Below are 18,413 nucleotides of genomic sequence, written 5' to 3'. Positions count from 1 at the left end.
CCGCAGCAGGAAAGGGCACGAAAAAAGGGCGCCCTGAAGGACGCCCTCGGAACCAGGGGGATACGCTCCGCCGCTACTGGCGCGGCGTACGCACCACGTCGCTGATCCACTGCCGGGTCTTCTCATCCACCGGCCCCGCCACCCTGTTCTCCCGGGCGAAACGGTCGGCCTTAATCTTTTGGAACACCATCCGGCCCAGTCCTGCGAACACTGCTGCAGCGACCACGGGCAACAGTACGGATTTCGAATTTTCAGCCATCCAACAATCCTAGTGACGCAGCCCGTCCAACTCCACAGCACCAAGCCGGAAACCGCTGCCACCACCCGTCCGGCAAGCAGGCTGCCCGCGGTCGTCCTGCCCGAACCGGCCGAATACAGGCTGTGGCCCTTCGGCCGGTAGAATGGACGAGCAAGCTCGCGGAGCGCCCGTCCTCATTGTCTGAACTCACGGCCTGACGTCACTGTCTAACACAACGTGCCCCGGACCCGGAACGGCGTGAGACGGCACCACTCCGCTGCGCCCTTACCCAAGCTCACGCACAGGAGTTACCGGATGCCCCGGATCGTTGTTGACGTCATGCCCAAGCCCGAGATTCTGGACCCGCAGGGGAAGGCGATCGTCGGCGCTCTCCCCCGCCTGGGCTTCACCAGCTTCAGCTCTGTCCGCCAGGGCAAGCGTTTCGAACTGACGGTCGACGGCGAGGTGACCGAGGAAATCCTGGCCCAGGCCCGCGACGCCGCGGAAACCCTCCTGTCCAACCCCGTGATCGAGGACGTCGTCAACGTCGAGGTCGTCGAGGCCTGACATGACTGAGCTCCCCCTCATCGGAGAAGCCCCCGGCGACGCTTCCGGCGCCAGCAGGCTCACCGGCGCCAGGATCGGCGTCGTCACGTTCCCCGGCACCCTTGATGACCGCGACGCCGCACGCGCCGTCCGCCTCGCAGGCGGCACCGCCGTCGAACTCTGGCACGCCGACACCGAACTCGGTGACGTTGACGCGGTCGTTATTCCCGGCGGGTTCTCCTACGGTGACTACCTCCGCGCCGGCGCCATTGCACGCTTCGCGCCGCTGATGTCCAGGATCATCGACGCCGCCAACTCCGACGCCAAGCTGCCGGTGCTCGGTATCTGCAACGGCTTCCAGATCCTCACCGAGTCACACCTGCTGCCCGGCTCGATGATCAAGAACGACCACCTGAAGTTCATGTGCCGGGACCAGGTCCTGCGCGTCGAGAACAGCAACACCGCCTGGACCCTGGACTACGAAGCGGGCCAGGAGATCACCATCCCGCTGAAAAACCAGGACGGCCAGTACATCGCCGACGACAAAACCCTGGACGCCCTTGAGGCCGAGGGGCGCGTGGTGTTCCGCTACGTTGGCTTCAACCCGAACGGCTCCCGCCGGGACATCGCCGGCATTTCCAACGCAGCCGGCAACGTGGTGGGCCTCATGCCGCACCCCGAGCACGCGGTGGAAGTTGGCTTCGGCCCCGAGACTGTTGTGTCCCGGGAGACGGGTATCGCCGGGTCCGGCACCGACGGCCTGGGATTCTTCACCTCCGTCCTGAACAAGATTGTGGGAGGCGCCAAGTGACCACGGAAACCACCAAGAAGTTCAACATCGACACGGTCGAAAACGCGGCCAAGACCCCGGACGTCGAACTCCCCTGGGCCGAACTGGGCCTGAAGCAGAACGAGTTCGACGAGGTCGTCAAGGTCCTGGGCCGCCGCCCCACCGGCGCCGAACTGGCCATGTACTCCGTGATGTGGAGCGAGCACTGCTCCTACAAGTCCTCCAAGAACCACCTGCGCCAGTTCGGCCAGAAGGTCACCGAGGAAATGAAGAAGGACATGCTGGTGGGCATCGGCGAAAACGCCGGCGTGACCAACCTTGGGGACGGCTGGGCCGTAACCTTCAAGATCGAATCGCACAACTCGCCGTCGTTCGTTGAGCCCTACCAGGGCGCCGCGACCGGCATCGGCGGCATTGTCCGCGACATCATCTCCATGGGCGCCCGCCCCGTTGCCGTGATGGACCCGCTGCGCTTCGGCGCCATCGACCACCCGGACACCGCGCGCGTCATGCACGGCGCGGTCGCAGGCATCGGCGGCTACGGCAACTCCCTGGGCCTGCCCAACATCGGCGGCGAAATGGTGTTCGACTCCGTGTACCAGGGCAACCCGCTGGTCAACGCGCTGGCCGTGGGCGTCATGCGGCACGAGGACATCCGCCTGGCCAACGCATCCGGCAAGGGCAACAAGGTTGTCCTCTTCGGTGCCCGCACCGGCGGCGACGGCATCGGCGGCGCCTCCGTGCTGGCCTCCGAGTCCTTCGACGACACCAAACCGTCCAAGCGCCCAGCGGTGCAGGTGGGCGACCCCTTCGCTGAAAAGGTCCTCATCGAGTGCTGCCTTGAACTGTTCAAGGGTTCCCTCGTGGAAGGCATCCAGGACCTGGGCGCCGCCGGCATTTCCTGCGCCACGTCCGAGCTGGCCTCCAACGGCGACGGCGGCATGCAGGTTGAGCTGACGTCCGTCCTGCTGCGCGACCCCACCCTGACCCCGGGCGAGATCCTGATGTCCGAGTCGCAGGAACGCATGATGGCCGTGGTCACGCCGGAGAACGTCAAGGCGTTCGAGGCCGTTATGGACAAGTGGGCCGTGGAGTATTCCTGGCTCGGCGAAGTGACCGACACCGGCCGCCTGATCATCACCTGGGAAGGCGAGGTGATCGTCGATGTCGATCCCCGCACCGTGGCACACGACGGACCGGTCTACGACCGCCCGTACGCCCGCCCCGAGTGGCAGGACAGCGTGCAGGCTGACACCTTCACCGGCTCAGTGCAGGACGCGGGCCGGCCCGCTGCCCCGGCCGAACTGGCCAAGGCCGTGACCGAGCTGGTGGCCTCGCCGAACATGTGCTCCAAGGACTGGATCACCAACCAGTACGACCGCTACGTGGGCGGCAACACGGCCATGGCCTTCCCTGATGACGCCGGCGTGGTCCGCGTCGACGAGGAAACCGGCCTGGGCGTGGCCCTCGCCACCGACGCCAACGGCCGCTACACCTACCTCGATCCGTACCACGGCGCGCAGCTGGCCCTGGCCGAGGCGTACCGCAACGTGGCCACATCGGGCGCCGTACCCATGGCAGTCAGCGACTGCCTGAACTTCGGTTCCCCCGAGGATCCGGACGTCATGTGGCAGCTCGCCGAGGCCATCCGCGGCCTGTCCGACGCGTGCATGGTGCTGGGCATCCCGGTCACCGGCGGCAACGTCTCCCTGTACAACCAGACGGGCACCACGCCCATCCACCCCTCCCCCGTGGTGGCGGTCCTGGGCAAGCTCGACGACGTTGCCCGCCGTACGCCGTCGGGTTGGCGTGAAGACGGCCAAGCCATCTACCTGCTGGGCACCACGGGCGCCGAGCTGGACGGCTCCGAGTGGGCGAACATGCGCGGCCACCTGGGCGGACAGCCGCCCAAGGTTGACCTTGAGGCCGAACGCGCGCTGGGCGAGATCCTGATCAACGCATCCCGCGACGGCATGATCGACTCCGCGCACGACCTGTCCGAAGGCGGCCTCGCGGCAGGCCTGGTGGAATCCGCGCTGCGCTACGGCGTAGGTGCCCGCATCGCGCTGCAGGATGTCCTGGACCGGGACGGCGTGGACTTGTTCACGGCGCTCTTCTCCGAGTCGCAGGGCCGCGCCGTTGTGGGTGTCCCGCGCTCCGAGGAAGTCCGCTTCACGGACATGTGCACCGCCCGCGGCTTCGCCCACACGCGCATCGGCGTGGTGGATGCGGCCAGCGGCACCCTGGAGATCAACGGCGTGGAGTCGCTGCCCCTGGACGCCCTCCGCCAAGCCCACGAAGGGACCCTGCCGAAGTACTTCGGCTAGGCCACCCCACCCATCGATTGCTCCGTAATTGTCGTTTTGAACCCTCAGAACGACAGTTACGGAGCAATCGTTCTTAATCGCCTCGACGCCAGCCGGCCTGGACAAGCGCACTGCGCACCTTCATGACAGCAGACTTGGCGTCGTTGAGCATATGGCGTTTGGATATCCGGACTTCGGTCCAGCCCAGGGCGGTGTAGCGCTCCGAGCGGGCAATGTCCCGCAGGATCTGTCCCTCTTCACCGTGGTGTTCACCCTCGTATTCGATCCCGATCCGGTACTTGCGGTAGGAGAGGTCCGGCTCGTGGTGCCGTTGGCCGGTGCTGTCGATGATGGCGACGTTCAGCTCAGGTTCGGGCATGCCTGCCCGGACCAAGGCCAGCCGCAGCAGGGTTTCCTGGGGCGAGTCCGAGCCCACCCGGATGAGCTCCATGGCCTCTTTGGCCTTGCGGAGTCCGCGTTTGCCTTTGTGCCGGTTGATCATGAGCTGAAGATCGCCGATGGAACACAACGGCATGTCCCGGCCCTCAAGCTCCAGCCTGGGTACGCGGACACAGCTGTCCCCCATGGCCACAATTTCATCCACGGACAACATCTCCGCCATGTCCAGCCAGGTGCGCTCAGGGGTGGTGACGGGGAGTCCGCCCATCATCATCACCTCGTCCTCGAAGAGCTTCATCCGGTGGACGATGACGTGCGGGCGCGCCAGATGCGCTGCGCCTTCGGGGCGGATGAGGTGGTAGACCTCGAGGCCTTCGTTCTGCCGCCGCTGCGGCAGGCCATGGAGCTCCGCGGCGGTGGCATGCGATGCGGCGCATCGCCCGTTGACTTCGATGAAAGGCCGCACCCTGGCACTCAGGGGGAGCGCCGCCGTCGTGCGTTCCATGCGGATGCCCCTGCCATGGCGCACCAACGACCCGTGACGCCAGCGCCGCGCGGATACTCCTGCGAGCGCCGCATCTGCAAGGGTGAAGGGGCCGGTCCGGAGTTCGTCCGGCAACGGGCGGGGCGTCTTCATCGGTCCATGAGACCAGAATCGGGGAAAGGCCGCAGAAGTTATCCACACCCCTCATCGACTGCTGAGTACTTGTCGTTTTCGCGCGTGAAAACGGCAAATACTCAGCAGTCGATGGGATTAGTCCTCGCTGTGGTGGTCACGCTGCCGGGCACTGAGCAGTTCGAACTCCGGCCGGGCTGCCACAAAGCGTTCGACGGCGTCCAGCACCTCAATGAGGTGGGCGCGGTCGGCCGCGACCAGGCCCGCGCCCACCTGCGAGCGCCGGTATTGCTCGTGGTCCCCCACCTCGGCAACGGAGACGTCGAAGCGCCGCCTGATCTCGGCGAGAAGCGGCCTGATGACCGAGCGCTTTTCCTTGAGGCTTTGGACGTCGCCCAGGAGGATGTCGAATTCGATCCAGCCGATCCACATGCCTTCATGCTATCGACTGCTCCGTATCTGGCGTTTAGGAGGGCCAAAACGGCAGGTACGGAGCAATCGATGGGGTCAGATGGTGAGTTCGCCCATCCGGTCCCAGCCTTCGCCGTCGAGCTGGCGGCTGATGATCCTGGGGGTTTCGGCCAGGGCCTGCGGCATGTCTGCCATGGCCTGCTTGAAGTGGGGGCTGTTGACGTGGTCGCCGGCGGCGTCGTCCTTGAAGGCTTCCACCAGGACGAACTCGTTGGGGTCGTCCACGCTGCGGGACCAGTCGAACCACAGGTTTCCCGGTTCCTGCCGCGTGGCCCGGGTAAAGTCGGCCACCAGGTCGAGCCAGCGCTCCGACCAGTCGGGCTTGACCTTGAACTTGACGACAATGAAGATCACGGGGGCATTCCTTCCGAGGCGAGAGTGCGTGCCCCTTCAATGTACCGGGACGTCACGTGGCGCTGTGCAGCGCGGGTGACCAGTCCGCCGGCAGCGTAGAACCAGTTGGCTGGTTTGCTGAAAGCCCGGATTCGTAGGAACACCTCTCCACGCCCGTTGATCTCCACTTCAATGGATTCCTCGCCCCGCGCGGGATGCCCGGGCAGCGTTCCGTAGCCAAAGCCAGCTGACTGCGGCATCTCCCCGGGCGCAGGCTCCCGGACCCACACCACCTGGCACGGAGCGTTCAGCCGGAAAGGCCCGGCACCGAAGCCGCTGACCACCCGCACCCCCGGTGCCGCCACGGGTGAATCGGCACGGACGCGGAGCCCCGCCCGCCGCTGCAGTTCCCAACCCAGGATGCCGGCGGCAACCCGCTGGTACACCGCCATGCCGCAGCCCAGAAAGGCTTCCTCCAGGACCCGCGGATAGCCCGCAGGGGCGGTGCCGCGCTGGGTGCTGCCAATCCCAGGATAGTTGAGCCCGCCCCCAGCCAGCCTTTTCTCAGGCACGTTCCCTACCCGCCGATCCGCTCAGCCGGGCCCACCCCAGCTGCTCCTGCTGTTTCCTGGTCAGGCCTGCCACCACGAGGTCGTAGGAGTCCTCCACCATGTCCCTGACCATGTCGTCAGGAAGCGTCCCATCAAGCCGCACACCGTTCCAGTGGGTCTTGTTCATGTGCCAGGCCCCGGAAATTTCAGGGTGCGCGGCGCGGAGCTGTACCGCCAGGCCCGGCTCGCACTTGAGGTTCACGTATCCGTCCGGGCTCATCGACGACAGGGCAAAGACCTTGCCCTGCGTGGGGGAACCGCCGGCACTGGAGGCGCGCACCTTGAAGACAGCGGTCTCCGGCCCGAAGGGGTAATCCTCGTAGGCGCCGGGGAATGAGAGGCAAACTTTCCGCAGTGCGTCGGGGTCCATCCAGGAAGCCTATAAAGCCAACGCGTCCGGTGCTAGTCTGCGAGGATGGCACGCGATCAGGGGCTGATACCTGTTCTGGACCTGGGCACGGCGCGGCAGGCCGACGGGTCCTTCAGCCCGGATTTCATCGGGCAGCTGCGGTACGCCACCCACAATGTGGGCTTCTTCCAGATCACCGGCTACGGCGCGGCCCCCGGACAACCGGAACAGCTTCTGGACACCATCAGGCGGTTCTTCAGCCTTCCGCTCGAGGAGCGCCTGAAGCTGGACAACCGGCTTTCACCGCACTTCCGCGGCTACACCCGGATGGGCACCGAGGTCACCCAGGGAAAGGCAGACGCGCGGGAGCAGATCGACTACTCGCCGGAGCGGCAGCCCGTTACGGACTATCCGGAGGACCAGCCGTTCTGGCTGCTGCAGGGCCCCAACCTCTGGCCTGATGAATCGTTCCCCGAACTTCGCCCCGTGGCCATGGCCTGGGCTGAACTGATGTCTGCGGTGGGGATGGAGCTGCTTAGGGGGATCGCCGTTTCCCTGCAGCTTCCGGAGGACTACTTCGACGAGCCGTTCCAGGGGTCACCGGCATGGATGGGCAAGCTGGTGCACTACGTGGGCGGCGTGGTGGAGGCCGCTGGAGACCAGGGCGTGGGATCGCACGCGGACTACGGATTCGTCACGCTGCTGCTCCAGGACGATGTGGGCGGGCTGGAAGTCCTGCCGCCAGGTGCGGCAGCGTGGGTTCAGGTAGAGCCGCTCCCGGGGGCGCTGGTGGTGAACCTCGGCGAAATGCTTGAGGTGGCCACGGAAGGCTACCTGGCAGCCACCATCCACCGGGTACAGGCACCGCCGCCGGGGGTGGACCGGTACTCCGTTCCGTTTTTCTGGTCGCCACGGCTCGACGCGGTCATCCACCCGGTGCCGCTGCCGCCGGAACTGAAGGCTGCAGCGAGGGGAATCACGGATGATCCGGCGAACCCCCTGCTGGCCTCGTTTGGAATGAACATGTTGAAAGGCAGGATGCGGGCGCACCCGGATGTCACTGAGCGGCACTATCCGGAGCTGCTGAAGAGCTAAGGCTGAGGGCCTCTCAGAGATTGAACTTCCAAGCCTGCTGCGCGGGACAGCTGTCCATCACCACGTCCAGCCCCGCGTCCTTGGCCCGTTTGGCTGCCGCCTCATCGACGACCCCCAGCTGCATCCACACCGCTTTCGCGCCCACCGCAATCGCCTGGTCCACGACGGCCCCAACTTTCTGGGAATTCACAAAGCAGTCCACGACGTCGATGGGCTGCTTGGCGGCCGGGATGTCCAGGAGGCTGCCGTACCCGGGTTCGCCGTGGACGGGGTCGCCGGGCAGGTTGACGGGGATGATTTCCATGCCCAGCCGGTCGCGGATGAACAGCGAGGTATCGAAGGCGGCGCGCCATTCGTTGGTGCTCAGGCCGACAATGGCCCAGCGTCCTTTGGTGCGCATCAGGCGTTCTATGACTGCAGGATCGTTAGTGTGGCCCATGGGTTCAGCCTACGCGGAGGCAGCGGCGGCAAGCGTGCACCCCGCTGCGCAGCGTCCCCAGCCTCTCACGTCGGTAAAGCTAGCGGACGAACTTTTCCCTCCATTTGGCCCCGGGCACGGGTTTTTCTCCGGCGGCTGCCTCGGCTCCCTGCCCTGACGGTCCCTGTCCGGCTTTTCCCGGCACACCGGGAGCATCGACTGGCGGTTGTCCTGGGTTGTCCGGGGTGCCCCCGTTGCGGTTCCCGGCATCCGGCCCACCGGTGTGTTCCGGCGCTGCTGCCGCATCGGCTTCTGCGGCCTCTTTCCGTTCCGTGGTCCCGTCCTGTCCGCCGGCCGCTGGAACTTCGCCGGGTTCTTCCCAGCCCTGGCCGGGCAGCAGGAAGGCTGTGGCTTGCCAGGACTCCTCCGCGGGCTGCGGCGCCACCGGCGGTTCCCCGCCAGGGGTGCGGCCGCCGGCCAGCCCGCCGTCATCCTGCGCAGCGTCGCCGCTGCCCTCCTGGAGTGGTCCGGGTGCGGCGGCCTGGGGTGTCCGGATGGTCCAGGACGGGGACCAGTCCTCAAGCAGCTGCTGCACGGAGGGGCTGCCGCTATGGGCCGGGCCCGGGGAGCTGGCGGCCACGGTGCCAACTCCCATTCCCATGCCCGCCAGCAGCGCCAGCCCGACGACGGTGGGCCGGTGTGCACGCAGCCGGCGCCGCCCGAGTTCGTCGCCCGGGCTCCCCTGTGCCATATCGCTGCCCTGGGCGTCCTTCCCGGCTGCATTGCAGGTACCGCCGGCCAGCAGGGCAGCCAGCTGTCCCGTGGGAGCCGGCACGGGCAGGTCCGCCAACGAACCTACGGCCAGGAGGGCCCGGCGCAGGTCCGCGTCCTGCCCAAGGCCCGCGTCGAGGAGTATCTCCTCCACAGCGTCCGCTGTGGGGTGCGCTTGTGGTGTCATGGCTTCAGGTATTCCTTAACGTCCGCAAGTTCCCGGAGCTTCAGGAGCGCCCGGCGCTGTAGCTGCTTTACTGCGCCCTCGCTCTTGCCCATGGCTTCCGCGGACTGCTCCACGGTAAGCCCGGCCACGAGGCGGAGGGCCAGTACCTCGCGCTGGTCCTGCGGCAGCGCATCCAGCAGGCCAAGGACCTCCTGCGGTGCTATCCGTTCCAGCGCTTCTGTTTCCGCCGACGAATCCTCGCGCAGGTCCAGCTCAGGTTCAAACGGGAGCTTGGCGGGAGTACGGCTCTGGCGCCGGTGGTCGTCCACCATGCGGGCATGGGCCACCGAAAAGATGAAGGTGCGCAGCCCGGTGGCTCCCCCGTGCACCGAGCCAAGACGCGGCAGGACGGAGAGGAACACTTCCTGCATGGCTGCCTCCGGATCCTCGACTCCCCGGGCCGTCAGATAGCCCAGGACCTGTGATGCATACGTCCGGTAGACAACGCTGAACACTGCTGTCCCGGCGGGGCCGTCCAGGGCCTCGTCTGTCAGGGCATCAGTCACGGACGTGGAGCTTTCGGTCAAAGATGGGGTTGTTTGCGCGGAGAGGCCGTCCGGCTTGCGGAACGCCTTTTCCCCGCCTCACTTTACCGCTCAGTAACCACTGCCCGGGACCGCCACGCGTCTGCTGCCGGTCCGACAAAGCAGCTGCCCCTGCCGTCGGAAAGTGAAAGAGCCGGCCTGGAACGTGATGGGGGACAAGTTCCAGGCCGGCGCTACATAGGGGTAATCGCTGCAGGCACGTAAAGGGTTACGCGCTCACGGAAAAACTTTGAAAACTTTTGCAGGTCAGCGGGCCGCGGCAGTCCAGCGGGGCCGGGTGCCCTGCCGCCGCGGGCCCTTGGCGAAAACGAAGGTGTGCCCTCCGGCGGGGACGCGCTGGTCGTCGCACTCGGTCCGGGGTGCAGCCGGGACCGGTTTCTCCGCCGGAGCAGGCACGCGGGCCTGGCGGGTTGCGGCCCCGGCGGAACAAAGATCTGTGACCAGTCCGGTACCGGCGCACTCCCGGACGGCGGCGATGCCGGCAGCAAGGGCGGCCTTGTCCTGGTACGGGCCGGACACGGCCATCACTGCGCCGTCAGGGGCCAGGAGCCGGAACCTGAAAGACGAATCAGAGTCCACAAATGCCTCGAATTTCCCGGCCATGGCAAGTCCTTCCTCGGAGTCACAGGGTGTACACACGAGTCTCGCGGGCTTCCCGGCAACCTCACAAGACCAACCACGTTAACCCTGTGTAAATTGCCGCAGGACCTTCCCGCCCGGGCAGGCACAAGCGGCGGGACACCTTTGCAAGGTGTCCCGCCGCCGTCGTAATTTCCTGCTTCTACCCGGTCATGGACCGGTCAATCGTTGATGAGGTCGTTCACCACGATGGTCTGGTCACGGTCCGGGCCCACGCCGATGGCGGAGAAGCGCGTCCCGGACAGCTTCTCGAGAGCCAGGACGTAGTTGCGCGCGTTCTCCGGGAGGTCCGCGAGGGTGCGGGCGCCGGTGATGTCCTCGGTCCAGCCTTCGAAGTACTCGAAAATCGGTACGGCATGGTGGAACTCGGTCTGCGTCATGGGCATTTCGTCGTGCCGGACGCCGTCGACGTCGTAGGCCACGCAGACAGGGATCTGCTCGATGCCGGTGAGGACGTCCAGCTTGGTGACGAAGTAGTCCGTGAAGCCGTTGACCCGTGAAGCGTGGCGGGCCAGGACGGCGTCGTACCAGCCGCAGCGGCGGGGGCGTCCGGTGTTGACGCCGAACTCACCGCCGGTCTTCTGGAGGTACATGCCCATCTCGTCAAAGAGTTCCGTGGGGAACGGCCCGGCACCAACGCGGGTGGTGTAGGCCTTGATGATGCCGATGGAGCGTGAAATGCGCGTGGGCCCGATGCCCGAACCAACGGACGCGCCGCCGGCCGTGGGGTTGGAGGAGGTCACGAACGGGTAGGTGCCGTGGTCCACGTCCAGGAACGTTGCCTGGCCGCCCTCCATCAGGACCACCTTGCCCTCGTCCAGCGCGGTGTTCAGGACCAGCGTGCTGTCGATGACCAGCGGGCGGAGCCGTTCAGCGAACGACAGGAAGTAGTCAACGATCTCATCCACCACGACGCTGCGGCGGTTGTAGACCTTGACCAGGAGTTCGTTCTTCTGGCGGAGGGAGCCTTCCACCTTCTGCCGGAGGATGGACTCGTCAAAGACGTCCTGCACGCGGATGCCCAGCCTGGCCACTTTGTCCATGTAGGCCGGACCGATGCCGCGGCCGGTGGTGCCGATGGCGCGGCTGCCGAGGAAGCGCTCGGTGACCTTGTCCAGAACCTGGTGGTACGGGGCCACCAGGTGGGCGTTGGCGGAGACGCGGAGCTTTGAAGTGTCGGCACCGCGGGCCTGCAGGCCGTCGATCTCCTGGAAGAGGGCCTCAAGGTTGACCACGCAGCCGTTGCCGATGATGGGGACCGCGTTGGGGCTGAGAATGCCTGCCGGCAGCAGCTTGAGTTCGTACTTTTCACCGCCTACGACGACGGTGTGCCCGGCGTTGTTGCCGCCGTTCGGCTTGACGACGTAGTCAACACGGCCGCCGAGCAGGTCGGTGGCCTTGCCTTTTCCTTCGTCGCCCCACTGGGCTCCTACGATCACAATTGCTGGCATGGGATCCTCCCCCATTCGTTCGGGCTGCCAGGTTCCGGCCACACTGTGGCGGTCCTGCGCAGCGCCGTTCATGAGAATGCCCCGAATGTACCGGCTGTCACTGGTCCGATGGCGGCACAGCGACGCAAGAGTTCCGGGGCCCTTACCACCCAAGTTTAGCCGATGGGCGACTTTGTCCACTCGTTGGTCCGCCGCGGCCCATCCTGCAGCGCGGGGCTGCTGCAGGACGGGACCGCGGCGGGGCGTCAGCGGGTGCTGCTACTCGTCGTCGGCTTCCTCTCCCGGGCGGGAGGTCTGGGTGGCGAGGCTGTCCCAGAAGGACGTGTCGGCGTCGGCGATTGAACCGTCAGCGATGGCGGCGGCGGTGGCGGTCAGCGTGGTGACTGTCTGTTTGATCAGGTAGCCGTTGCTCCGCAGCCCCAGTGCGTAGCCGTCCAGGTAGTGGTCGGACATGCCGCGCATCTCGAAGAGCAGCGTCGCAATGCCGTACTCCACGGCGATGCCGTTGCGGCTGATGGTTTCGGCACTGCCCCCCACGTACTTGCCGAGGTGGCCCCAGCCGGTGGAGTCGACATTGTCAAAGACCACCGCGCCCAGCTGCTTGGACTTCTCCACCACTGCCGGATCGGCGTTGGGTGTGGTGGGGTACAGGATCGAGCCGGACACCAGCTTTCCGTCGCGTTCGCTGCGGGTGCCCTGGTGGTGGAGATCGATCATGTAGTCCACCTGGTACTTGCGCATCACGTTGTTGTGCAGCGCCTGCGTTTCAGGCTGGACCTTGGCCACGTGGTCACGGTTGAGGTCCACTTCATTCGCGTTGTAGCGGGTCATGTTTCGGTCGCCCTTGGCGATGTAATCCTCCAAGGAGAAGTTCACGTCCCCCATGGCACCGTCGGCGTTAAGCATGGGAACAACGAGGATGTTCACGCCGTCAAGGATGTCCCCTGACTTACCGGTGCCCAGGTGCTTGACGAATTCCAGGGCGCCCTCGGTGGTGAGCTGTTCGTTGCCGTGCTGCTGCGTCAGGTAGAGGATGGTGGGTTTGGCGGGGTCCGAAATGTACTTGACCAGGTGGATGTCCCGGCCCTTGACCGTTTGGCCGATGACTTCCAGCTCCATGGCGGGCTGGCGGGCGTCCTGGTCTTTGAGGAACGCAACCATCTGGTCATAGGTGGCAAGCTTCGATGTGGTGATCTGGCCGTTGCCGTCATAGTTGGGGCCTTCGCCGACGGCGAGGGCCGGTGCCGGGACGGTCACTGCCGCCAGTGCCAGGGCTCCCGTTAGTGCCAGGGTCCTGAAGGTTGCCAGGGTTTTTCTCACGGTGCGGTACCTCTTTCGAGTGCATAGGGTGTGTCCAGCCAGCGGTGATCCCCCATGTGCGAGCTGTGACAAAAGCCAACCAACCTGAACGAATGCTGTCAATGGGCGTGACAGGAATCTGCAGTCAGTTATTACGTTGCGAAACCCTGTGCCACGCGTTTATTGGTTGCCTCGGACCGGCGTTTCGTTTCGCGGGGCTTGCTAAACTGGGAAAGGCCGACCAGGAATCGGCCCACCCCATTTCAACCACCGCGGATGTAGCGCGCCATCGTGCGCCCATTTCCGTGGTGGCAGCAACACCAATCCCCGCAGGAGATCAAGCACTACATGACAGCACTGGCACCCGAATCTTTCCATGAGCAACTCCTGAGCCGCCGCTATGAACCCAACGTCGCGGCCGTCAATGAACTGTGCGATTCCCTGCAGGACGCCAAGCCCGGCACCGTGGTGCCCTACGTCGACCCCATGCACGACGTGGACGAGTGCCGCATCATCAGCCTGTACTCGAACATCGGCGAGGCCGACAAGTCCGGTTTCATCACCCCCGGGGACCATGATGCCGTGACCCGGATGCTCGGCATCCAGTGGAAACTGGGCCTTCGCCCCGAATTCGTGATGCCGTGGAACGTGCACCCGTGGCACCTCCCGGGAGAGCCCAACGGAAAGTTCACCCCGGACCAGATCTCCGCCGGCCTCAAACCGCTCCTGAAGTTCCTGGCGCTGGTTCCCCGCGCGTCGGTGATCGTGGCGCACGGCACCGAGGCCAACCGGCTCGCCAACCTGCTGCTGAAGACCGAAGTTCCGCTGCTGTGGCGCCGCGGACTGAAGACCTACAAGGTGCGTTCCCTCAGCGGCCGCGCGTTCGCCGGTTCGCCGGCCCGCCAGGAGGAGTACCTCGAGGACATGCGCGTCGCCTACACCGACGCCATGGCGCGGACGGGCCTGCAAAAGTCCCCATCCGCCCCCTAACCTCGCAAGCTCGGCCAGGGAACCCTGCGGACGTGGGCCCATGCCGCCAGAATCACCGCTTACGACGGCGGGTGGCCACCTTTTCCCAAAGGTGACCACCCGCCGTCGTGCTTTATTCAGTGCCTGTTACTTCGCCTCGATGGCAGCCTTCGCCGACGGGTCGGAGTCGTTGAGGAACTTCTCGATCCGCTCAGGCTCCTCCGCCTCGCCGATGGCGGCGGAAGCCCGGCCCAGCGAGTACAGGGCCCGCAGGAACCCCCGGTTGGGCCCATGCTCCCACGGGATGGGCCCCACGCCGCGCCAGCCGTTTCGGCGCAGCGAGTCCAGTCCCCGGTGGTAACCCACCCGGGAGTAGGCGTAGGAATCGATGGTGCGCCCCTCCGCCCAGGCCTCCTCGGCCAGCACGGCCCACAACAGTGACGAGGTGGGGTGCTTGGCCACGAGGTCCAGGGCCTCCTGGCCCGCGTCCAGCTGCTCGTAGACCTCGGTCTCGGCAGGCAGGAGCGTGGGCTCCGGGCCCATCAAATTCCGGCGGAACTCGTCCGACATCTAGAAGGTCTTTCCGGCCGAACCGAGCTGCTTGGTGGCTTCCACCACGCGGGCTGCCAGGCCGGCTTCGGCGGAGGCGCCCCAGACGCGCGGGTCGTAGGTCTTCTTGTTGCCAACCTCGCCGTCGACCTTCAGGACGCCGTCGTAGTTCTTGAACATGTGGTCCGCAACCGGGCGCGTGTAGGCGTACTGGGTGTCGGTGTCGATGTTCATCTTGATGGTGCCGTAGGAGACCGCGTCCGCGATTTCCTGGTCCGAGGAGCCGGAGCCGCCGTGGAACACGAGGTCGAACGGGCTGTCCTTGCCGATCTTCGCACCCACCTGGGCCTGGATGTCCTTCAGGATCTCCGGACGGAGCTTGACGCCGCCGGGCTTGTACACGCCGTGGACGTTGCCGAAGGTGAGGGCCGTGATGTAGCGGCCGTTCTCGCCGGAGCCTAGGGCATCGATGGTGGCCAGGGCGTCTTCCACCGTGGTGTAGAGCTTCTCGTTGATCTCGTTCTCAACGCCGTCTTCCTCGCCGCCCACGGTGCCGATTTCGACCTCGAGGATCATCTTGGCGGCAGCGGTGCGCTCCAGCAGTTCGCGGGCGATGCGCAGGTTCTCCTGCAGGGTCTCGGCGGAGCCGTCCCACATGTGCGAGTTGAAGATCGGGTTGCGGCCGGCCTTGACCTCAGCCTCGGAGGCAGCGAGCAGGGGCAGGACAAAGCCGTCCAGCTTGTCCTTGGGGCAGTGGTCCGTGTGCAGGGCGATGTTGACGCCGTAGTTCTTGGCGACTTCGCGGGCGAACGCCGCGAAGCCCAGGGAACCGGCAACCATGTCCTTGGTGGAGGCGCCGGACCAGTAGGCCGCACCGCCGGTGGAGACCTGGACGATGCCGTCGGACTCGGCTTCGGCGAAGCCGCGCAGGGCCGCATTCAGCGTCTGCGAGGACGTCACGTTCACGGCCGGGAATGCGAAGCCGCCCGCCTTTGCGCGGTCGATCATCTCGGAGTAGATCTCTGGGGTTGCAATGGGCATGCTGACTCCTATGCTGAGGTTCGTCTGTGGGCTGGTAACCCTGGAGTACCGCTTACGGCTAGCACCATCCTAGTCATTGACGCCCAAAGAGTGTTCCGGATTACGCTCCGCCGCACTACACGTGCTGGTTGAACACGTGCCGGCGCACCCAGGCGTGCATGGCGATGGCTGCGGCGGAGGCCGCATTGATGGACCGGGTGGAGCCGAACTGTTCGATGGACAGGGTGGCCACGGCGGCCTCATGGACCTCCGGCGTCAGCCCGGGCCCTTCCTGGCCGAACACCAGGACGCAGTCCTTGGGCAGTTCGTAGGTTTCCAGCGGAACCGAATCGGGGAAGATATCGATCCCGATGATCGCCAGCCCCTCCCCCTCCGCCCAAGCCACGAAGTCTTCAACCGTGGGATGGTGGCGGACGTGCTGGTAGCGGTCGGTGACCATGGCGCCCCGCCGGTTCCACCGGCGTCGTCCGATGATGTGCACTTCCTTCGCGAGGAACGCATTGGCGGTGCGCACCACCGTGCCGATGTTCAGGTCGTGCTGCCAGTTCTCGATGGCTACATGGAAGTTGTGGCGCCGCGAGTCCAGTTCCGCAACGATCGCCTCGTGCTTCCAGTACCGGTATTTGTCCAGCACGTTGCGGCGGTCGCCGTCGGCGAGGAGATCGGGGTCCCAGTGGTCGCCTTCCGGCAGTTCACCTTCCCAGGGCCCGACGCCGACCTCCGCCATGTGCGGGCGGGCCTCCTCAGGTTGGGGGTCGGGTTCGTCTGGGAGGCCGGGCGCTTGGTTCACCCCTCAACACTAGACTGGACCACTGGAGCATTCATCACCCGTGGAGGTAGACGTGGCAGAAGCAGACCAGGTAGCAGGAAACCCGGCGGTATACCGCAGCGGCCAGGAGATCGAGTGCTGGCTCACGGACATGGACGGTGTGCTGGTCCACGAGAACCAGGCAGTTCCCGGCGCCGCCGAGCTCATCCAGCGCTGGGTGGACACGTCCAAGCGCTTCCTGGTGCTCACCAACAACTCCATCTTCACCCCGCGCGACCTGGCTGCCAGGCTGCGAGCGTCCGGTCTGGAGGTCCCCGAAGAGAACATCTGGACCTCGGCCCTGGCCACCGCCCAGTTCCTGAAGAACCAGGTGGAAGGTTCCGGATCAGGGAACCGCGCCTACACCATCGGTGAGGCAGGACTTACGACGGCGCTGCACGAGGCAGGCTTCATCCTCACCGACCAGGACCCGGACTTCGTCGTTCTCGGCGAAACCCGCACGTATTCCTTCGAGGCGATCACCATGGCCATCCGCCTCATCCTGGCCGGTGCACGCTTCATCGCCACCAACCCGGACGCCACCGGGCCGTCCAAGGACGGCCCCATGCCGGCCACCGGGGCCATCGCAGCACTCATCACCAAGGCAACCGGACGCGAGCCCTACATTGTGGGAAAGCCCAACCCGATGATGTTCCGCTCGGCCATGAACCAGATCGATGCCCACTCCGAGACTACGGCGATGATCGGGGACCGGATGGACACGGACATCATCGCGGGCATGGAAGCCGGCCTGCACACCGTCCTGGTCCTGACCGGCATCACCCAGCGCGACGACATCGGTTCATACCCGTTCCGGCCCAACCAGGTCCTGAACTCCGTGGCCGACCTGAAGAACCAGATCTAGCAGGGGGCCCTAGAAGACTGTCACCCGGGATCCGCCGCGCGGAAGCGGGAAGTGCTCGTCCAGCAGCTGTTCAAGGACCGGCCGGTACACGTTGGGGTTCCATCCGGGGCTTGCGTGGGCCGGCCTGGCGCCTTCGGTGTGGAGGCTGCTCGAGACCATGTTCGCCTTGAACGCCACGGCCCAGGCCTCCACCGCCGTCTGGTAGCGGACCGTGCGGTCCCGGGGGTTGCCGATGTAGGCCATCTTGGCGCCACCCAGCTTGCCGGCGAACCTGCTGCCGTCGAAGTAGTAGATGTAGGCCGATTCGGACTGGATCAGCAGGCTCGAGGGAGCAATCGGGGAAAGCTGTTCGAGGGTCTGGTCAAGGATCTGGCGCCAGCTCCGCTCGTCCTTGTGGATGACCCGCTCACCAAGCTCGTACCCGCCGCGAAGGGTGGACGGGAACCGGAAGCCCCGCTCGTACAGGAACACCACGCCGTCGAACCAGCTCTGGTCCAGGACATCGTGCTTGCTGTAGGGGCTTGAGTCCAGCACGATGAACTGAACCTCCACCCCGTGGATTTCCAGGAGCCGGGCAGCAACCTGGGTGGCCACCATTCCGCCGAAACTGTGGCCGTAGAAGAACAGCTTCGTGAGTTTCTGGGCCCGGACGTGCTCGATGACGGCAATGACGATGTTGTCTATATCCAGGCCCTGGTTGGAGTACCCCACCGCAGCCAGCCGTGCCCGCTTGTTCAGGGCCCCGCGGAGCGAGTTGAGGATCCACTGCGACTCCTCCCAGCTGGTCTTGTATCCGGGGAACAGGAACCAGCTGGCGTCCGGGTAGTAGGTGTCGGCGAAGTCGTCGGCAACAGTGAGGATCCGGTCCGTGCGGCGCTGGGCCTGCACCTCCCGGGTCAGCAGCATGTCTGCCGCGAGCAGCCCGGCAGCACCGGTGCCTGCCAGGAAGCCACGCCGTGAGAACTGTTTGAGGGCAGCACCTTCTGCCAGCAGCCGCGCCCCCGGGACCACGAGCCGGCCCTGCGGACTAACCTCCCCCTCATACGGCACGCCTCTACCGTATGCACAATGGAAGACG

Annotated in this window: 22 protein-coding genes; 6 read left to right on the top strand and 16 right to left on the bottom strand. The window is 65.8% G+C overall.

Annotated elements, in window-relative coordinates; all coding sequences use genetic code 11:
* Nucleotides 1-73: 73 nt before the first annotated feature.
* Nucleotides 74-259: a hypothetical protein gene (locus IEX43_RS12310; protein ID WP_174180966.1), complete on the bottom strand. Its 186-nt coding sequence runs from the start codon at nt 257-259 to the stop codon at nt 74-76.
* 294 nt (nt 260-553) lie between these two features.
* On the opposite strand from IEX43_RS12310, the gene purS reads away from it, so the two are divergent.
* From purS to purL, 3 genes are read left to right on the top strand one after another with little or no spacing between them, the layout of a single operon-like run.
* Nucleotides 554-805 (top strand): phosphoribosylformylglycinamidine synthase subunit PurS, encoded by a 252-nt coding sequence (gene purS, locus IEX43_RS12305; protein WP_015935902.1) that lies wholly within the window; start codon nt 554-556, stop codon nt 803-805.
* Nucleotide 806: 1 nt separating this feature from the next.
* On the top strand, nt 807-1,595 hold the full coding sequence (gene purQ, locus IEX43_RS12300) for a phosphoribosylformylglycinamidine synthase subunit PurQ (RefSeq protein WP_188811416.1): 789 nt from the start codon (nt 807-809) through the stop codon (nt 1,593-1,595).
* Nucleotides 1,592-3,901: a phosphoribosylformylglycinamidine synthase subunit PurL gene (gene purL / locus IEX43_RS12295; RefSeq protein WP_188811414.1), complete on the top strand. Its 2,310-nt coding sequence runs from the start codon at nt 1,592-1,594 to the stop codon at nt 3,899-3,901. The genes purQ and purL overlap by 4 nt, the downstream gene beginning before the upstream one ends.
* A gap of 73 nt (nt 3,902-3,974) precedes the next feature.
* Here the strand turns inward: purL and IEX43_RS12290 are convergent, their stop codons facing one another.
* The 5 genes from IEX43_RS12290 to IEX43_RS12270 form a co-directional block, all read right to left on the bottom strand.
* Nucleotides 3,975-4,916: a hypothetical protein gene (locus IEX43_RS12290; protein ID WP_229666441.1), complete on the bottom strand. Its 942-nt coding sequence runs from the start codon at nt 4,914-4,916 to the stop codon at nt 3,975-3,977.
* A gap of 117 nt (nt 4,917-5,033) precedes the next feature.
* Nucleotides 5,034-5,327 (bottom strand): DUF503 domain-containing protein, encoded by a 294-nt coding sequence (locus tag IEX43_RS12285; protein ID WP_104188210.1) that lies wholly within the window; start codon nt 5,325-5,327, stop codon nt 5,034-5,036.
* A 75-nt stretch (nt 5,328-5,402) separates the two neighbouring features.
* Entirely contained in the window at nt 5,403-5,720 is a 318-nt protein-coding gene (locus tag IEX43_RS12280; RefSeq protein WP_104188207.1) for a putative quinol monooxygenase, read from the bottom strand.
* Nucleotides 5,717-6,271, bottom strand: a complete 555-nt coding sequence (locus tag IEX43_RS12275; protein ID WP_188811412.1) for a DUF1990 family protein — start codon at nt 6,269-6,271, stop codon at nt 5,717-5,719. The genes IEX43_RS12280 and IEX43_RS12275 overlap by 4 nt, the downstream gene beginning before the upstream one ends.
* Nucleotides 6,264-6,680, bottom strand: a complete 417-nt coding sequence (locus tag IEX43_RS12270) for an MmcQ/YjbR family DNA-binding protein (protein ID WP_188811410.1) — start codon at nt 6,678-6,680, stop codon at nt 6,264-6,266. Before IEX43_RS12270 ends, IEX43_RS12275 begins: the two co-directional genes overlap by 8 nt.
* Nucleotides 6,681-6,725: 45 nt before the next feature.
* Between IEX43_RS12270 and IEX43_RS12265 the strand changes: the two genes are divergently transcribed.
* A complete protein-coding gene (locus tag IEX43_RS12265) occupies nt 6,726-7,754 on the top strand; it encodes an isopenicillin N synthase family dioxygenase (RefSeq protein WP_188811408.1) in 1,029 nt (342 codons plus the stop codon).
* Nucleotides 7,755-7,767: 13 nt separating this feature from the next.
* On the opposite strand, the gene IEX43_RS12260 is transcribed toward IEX43_RS12265, so the two are convergent.
* The 6 genes from IEX43_RS12260 to IEX43_RS12235 all read right to left on the bottom strand — a co-directional run bounded on the left by IEX43_RS12260 (nt 7,768) and on the right by IEX43_RS12235 (nt 13,124).
* Entirely contained in the window at nt 7,768-8,193 is a 426-nt protein-coding gene (locus IEX43_RS12260; protein WP_188811406.1) for a CoA-binding protein, read from the bottom strand.
* A gap of 79 nt (nt 8,194-8,272) precedes the next feature.
* Nucleotides 8,273-9,130, bottom strand: coding sequence for a hypothetical protein (locus IEX43_RS12255; protein ID WP_188811404.1), 858 nt, complete (start codon nt 9,128-9,130; stop codon nt 8,273-8,275).
* A complete protein-coding gene (locus tag IEX43_RS12250; protein WP_188811658.1) occupies nt 9,127-9,675 on the bottom strand; it encodes an RNA polymerase sigma factor in 549 nt (182 codons plus the stop codon). The genes IEX43_RS12255 and IEX43_RS12250 overlap by 4 nt, the downstream gene beginning before the upstream one ends.
* 285 nt (nt 9,676-9,960) lie before the next feature.
* Entirely contained in the window at nt 9,961-10,317 is a 357-nt protein-coding gene (locus tag IEX43_RS12245; RefSeq protein ID WP_188811402.1) for a YegP family protein, read from the bottom strand.
* A 197-nt stretch (nt 10,318-10,514) separates the two neighbouring features.
* The gene (locus IEX43_RS12240) at nt 10,515-11,804 is read right to left on the bottom strand and encodes an adenylosuccinate synthase (RefSeq protein ID WP_104188403.1); all 1,290 of its coding nucleotides are present in this window, start codon (nt 11,802-11,804) and stop codon (nt 10,515-10,517) included.
* Between the two features lie 258 nt (nt 11,805-12,062).
* Nucleotides 12,063-13,124, bottom strand: a complete 1,062-nt coding sequence (locus IEX43_RS12235; RefSeq protein WP_066273598.1) for a M14 family zinc carboxypeptidase — start codon at nt 13,122-13,124, stop codon at nt 12,063-12,065.
* A gap of 327 nt (nt 13,125-13,451) precedes the next feature.
* Here IEX43_RS12235 and IEX43_RS12230 point away from each other — a divergent pair, with 327 nt between their 5' ends.
* Nucleotides 13,452-14,093: a uracil-DNA glycosylase family protein gene (locus IEX43_RS12230; protein WP_174180939.1), complete on the top strand. Its 642-nt coding sequence runs from the start codon at nt 13,452-13,454 to the stop codon at nt 14,091-14,093.
* Between the two features lie 126 nt (nt 14,094-14,219).
* On the opposite strand, the gene IEX43_RS12225 is transcribed toward IEX43_RS12230, so the two are convergent.
* The 3 genes from IEX43_RS12225 to IEX43_RS12215 form a co-directional block, all read right to left on the bottom strand.
* On the bottom strand, nt 14,220-14,642 hold the full coding sequence (locus tag IEX43_RS12225; protein WP_188811401.1) for a DUF3151 domain-containing protein: 423 nt from the start codon (nt 14,640-14,642) through the stop codon (nt 14,220-14,222).
* Entirely contained in the window at nt 14,643-15,662 is a 1,020-nt protein-coding gene (gene fbaA, locus IEX43_RS12220) for a class II fructose-bisphosphate aldolase (RefSeq protein WP_188811400.1), read from the bottom strand.
* A gap of 115 nt (nt 15,663-15,777) precedes the next feature.
* The gene (locus IEX43_RS12215) at nt 15,778-16,389 is read right to left on the bottom strand and encodes a TrmH family RNA methyltransferase (RefSeq protein ID WP_192044014.1); all 612 of its coding nucleotides are present in this window, start codon (nt 16,387-16,389) and stop codon (nt 15,778-15,780) included.
* A 115-nt stretch (nt 16,390-16,504) separates the two neighbouring features.
* Between IEX43_RS12215 and IEX43_RS12210 the strand changes: the two genes are divergently transcribed.
* A complete protein-coding gene (locus IEX43_RS12210; RefSeq protein ID WP_229666440.1) occupies nt 16,505-17,335 on the top strand; it encodes an HAD-IIA family hydrolase in 831 nt (276 codons plus the stop codon).
* A 9-nt stretch (nt 17,336-17,344) separates the two neighbouring features.
* Here IEX43_RS12210 and IEX43_RS12205 read toward each other — a convergent pair whose 3' ends face one another.
* Nucleotides 17,345-18,385 (bottom strand): alpha/beta fold hydrolase, encoded by a 1,041-nt coding sequence (locus IEX43_RS12205; protein ID WP_188811397.1) that lies wholly within the window; start codon nt 18,383-18,385, stop codon nt 17,345-17,347.
* Nucleotides 18,386-18,413: the final 28 nt, after the last annotated feature.

The organism is Pseudarthrobacter polychromogenes, from assembly GCF_014644495.1.
Lineage (GTDB): Bacteria > Actinomycetota > Actinomycetes > Actinomycetales > Micrococcaceae > Arthrobacter > Arthrobacter polychromogenes.
Note: the sequence above shows the minus strand (reverse complement) of the source record. Positions and strands in the feature narration are given on the sequence as shown.

Bases quoted from the DNA above. Each gene is read 5' to 3' on its own strand.
- IEX43_RS12310 (WP_174180966.1), bottom strand. From the start codon at position 259: ATGGCTGAAAATTCGAAATCCGTACTGTTGCCCGTGGTCGCTGCAGCA.
- purS (WP_015935902.1), top strand. From the start codon at position 554: ATGCCCCGGATCGTTGTTGACGTCATGCCCAAGCCCGAGATTCTGGAC.
- purQ (WP_188811416.1), top strand. From the start codon at position 807: ATGACTGAGCTCCCCCTCATCGGAGAAGCCCCCGGCGACGCTTCCGGC.
- IEX43_RS12290 (WP_229666441.1), bottom strand. From the start codon at position 4,916: ATGAAGACGCCCCGCCCGTTGCCGGACGAACTCCGGACCGGCCCCTTC.
- IEX43_RS12285 (WP_104188210.1), bottom strand. From the start codon at position 5,327: ATGTGGATCGGCTGGATCGAATTCGACATCCTCCTGGGCGACGTCCAA.
- IEX43_RS12270 (WP_188811410.1), bottom strand. From the start codon at position 6,680: ATGGACCCCGACGCACTGCGGAAAGTTTGCCTCTCATTCCCCGGCGCC.
- IEX43_RS12265 (WP_188811408.1), top strand. From the start codon at position 6,726: ATGGCACGCGATCAGGGGCTGATACCTGTTCTGGACCTGGGCACGGCG.
- IEX43_RS12260 (WP_188811406.1), bottom strand. From the start codon at position 8,193: ATGGGCCACACTAACGATCCTGCAGTCATAGAACGCCTGATGCGCACC.
- IEX43_RS12255 (WP_188811404.1), bottom strand. From the start codon at position 9,130: ATGACACCACAAGCGCACCCCACAGCGGACGCTGTGGAGGAGATACTC.
- IEX43_RS12245 (WP_188811402.1), bottom strand. From the start codon at position 10,317: ATGGCCGGGAAATTCGAGGCATTTGTGGACTCTGATTCGTCTTTCAGG.
- IEX43_RS12240 (WP_104188403.1), bottom strand. From the start codon at position 11,804: ATGCCAGCAATTGTGATCGTAGGAGCCCAGTGGGGCGACGAAGGAAAA.
- IEX43_RS12230 (WP_174180939.1), top strand. From the start codon at position 13,452: ATGACAGCACTGGCACCCGAATCTTTCCATGAGCAACTCCTGAGCCGC.
- IEX43_RS12225 (WP_188811401.1), bottom strand. From the start codon at position 14,642: ATGTCGGACGAGTTCCGCCGGAATTTGATGGGCCCGGAGCCCACGCTC.
- fbaA (WP_188811400.1), bottom strand. From the start codon at position 15,662: ATGCCCATTGCAACCCCAGAGATCTACTCCGAGATGATCGACCGCGCA.
- IEX43_RS12215 (WP_192044014.1), bottom strand. From the start codon at position 16,389: ATGGCGGAGGTCGGCGTCGGGCCCTGGGAAGGTGAACTGCCGGAAGGC.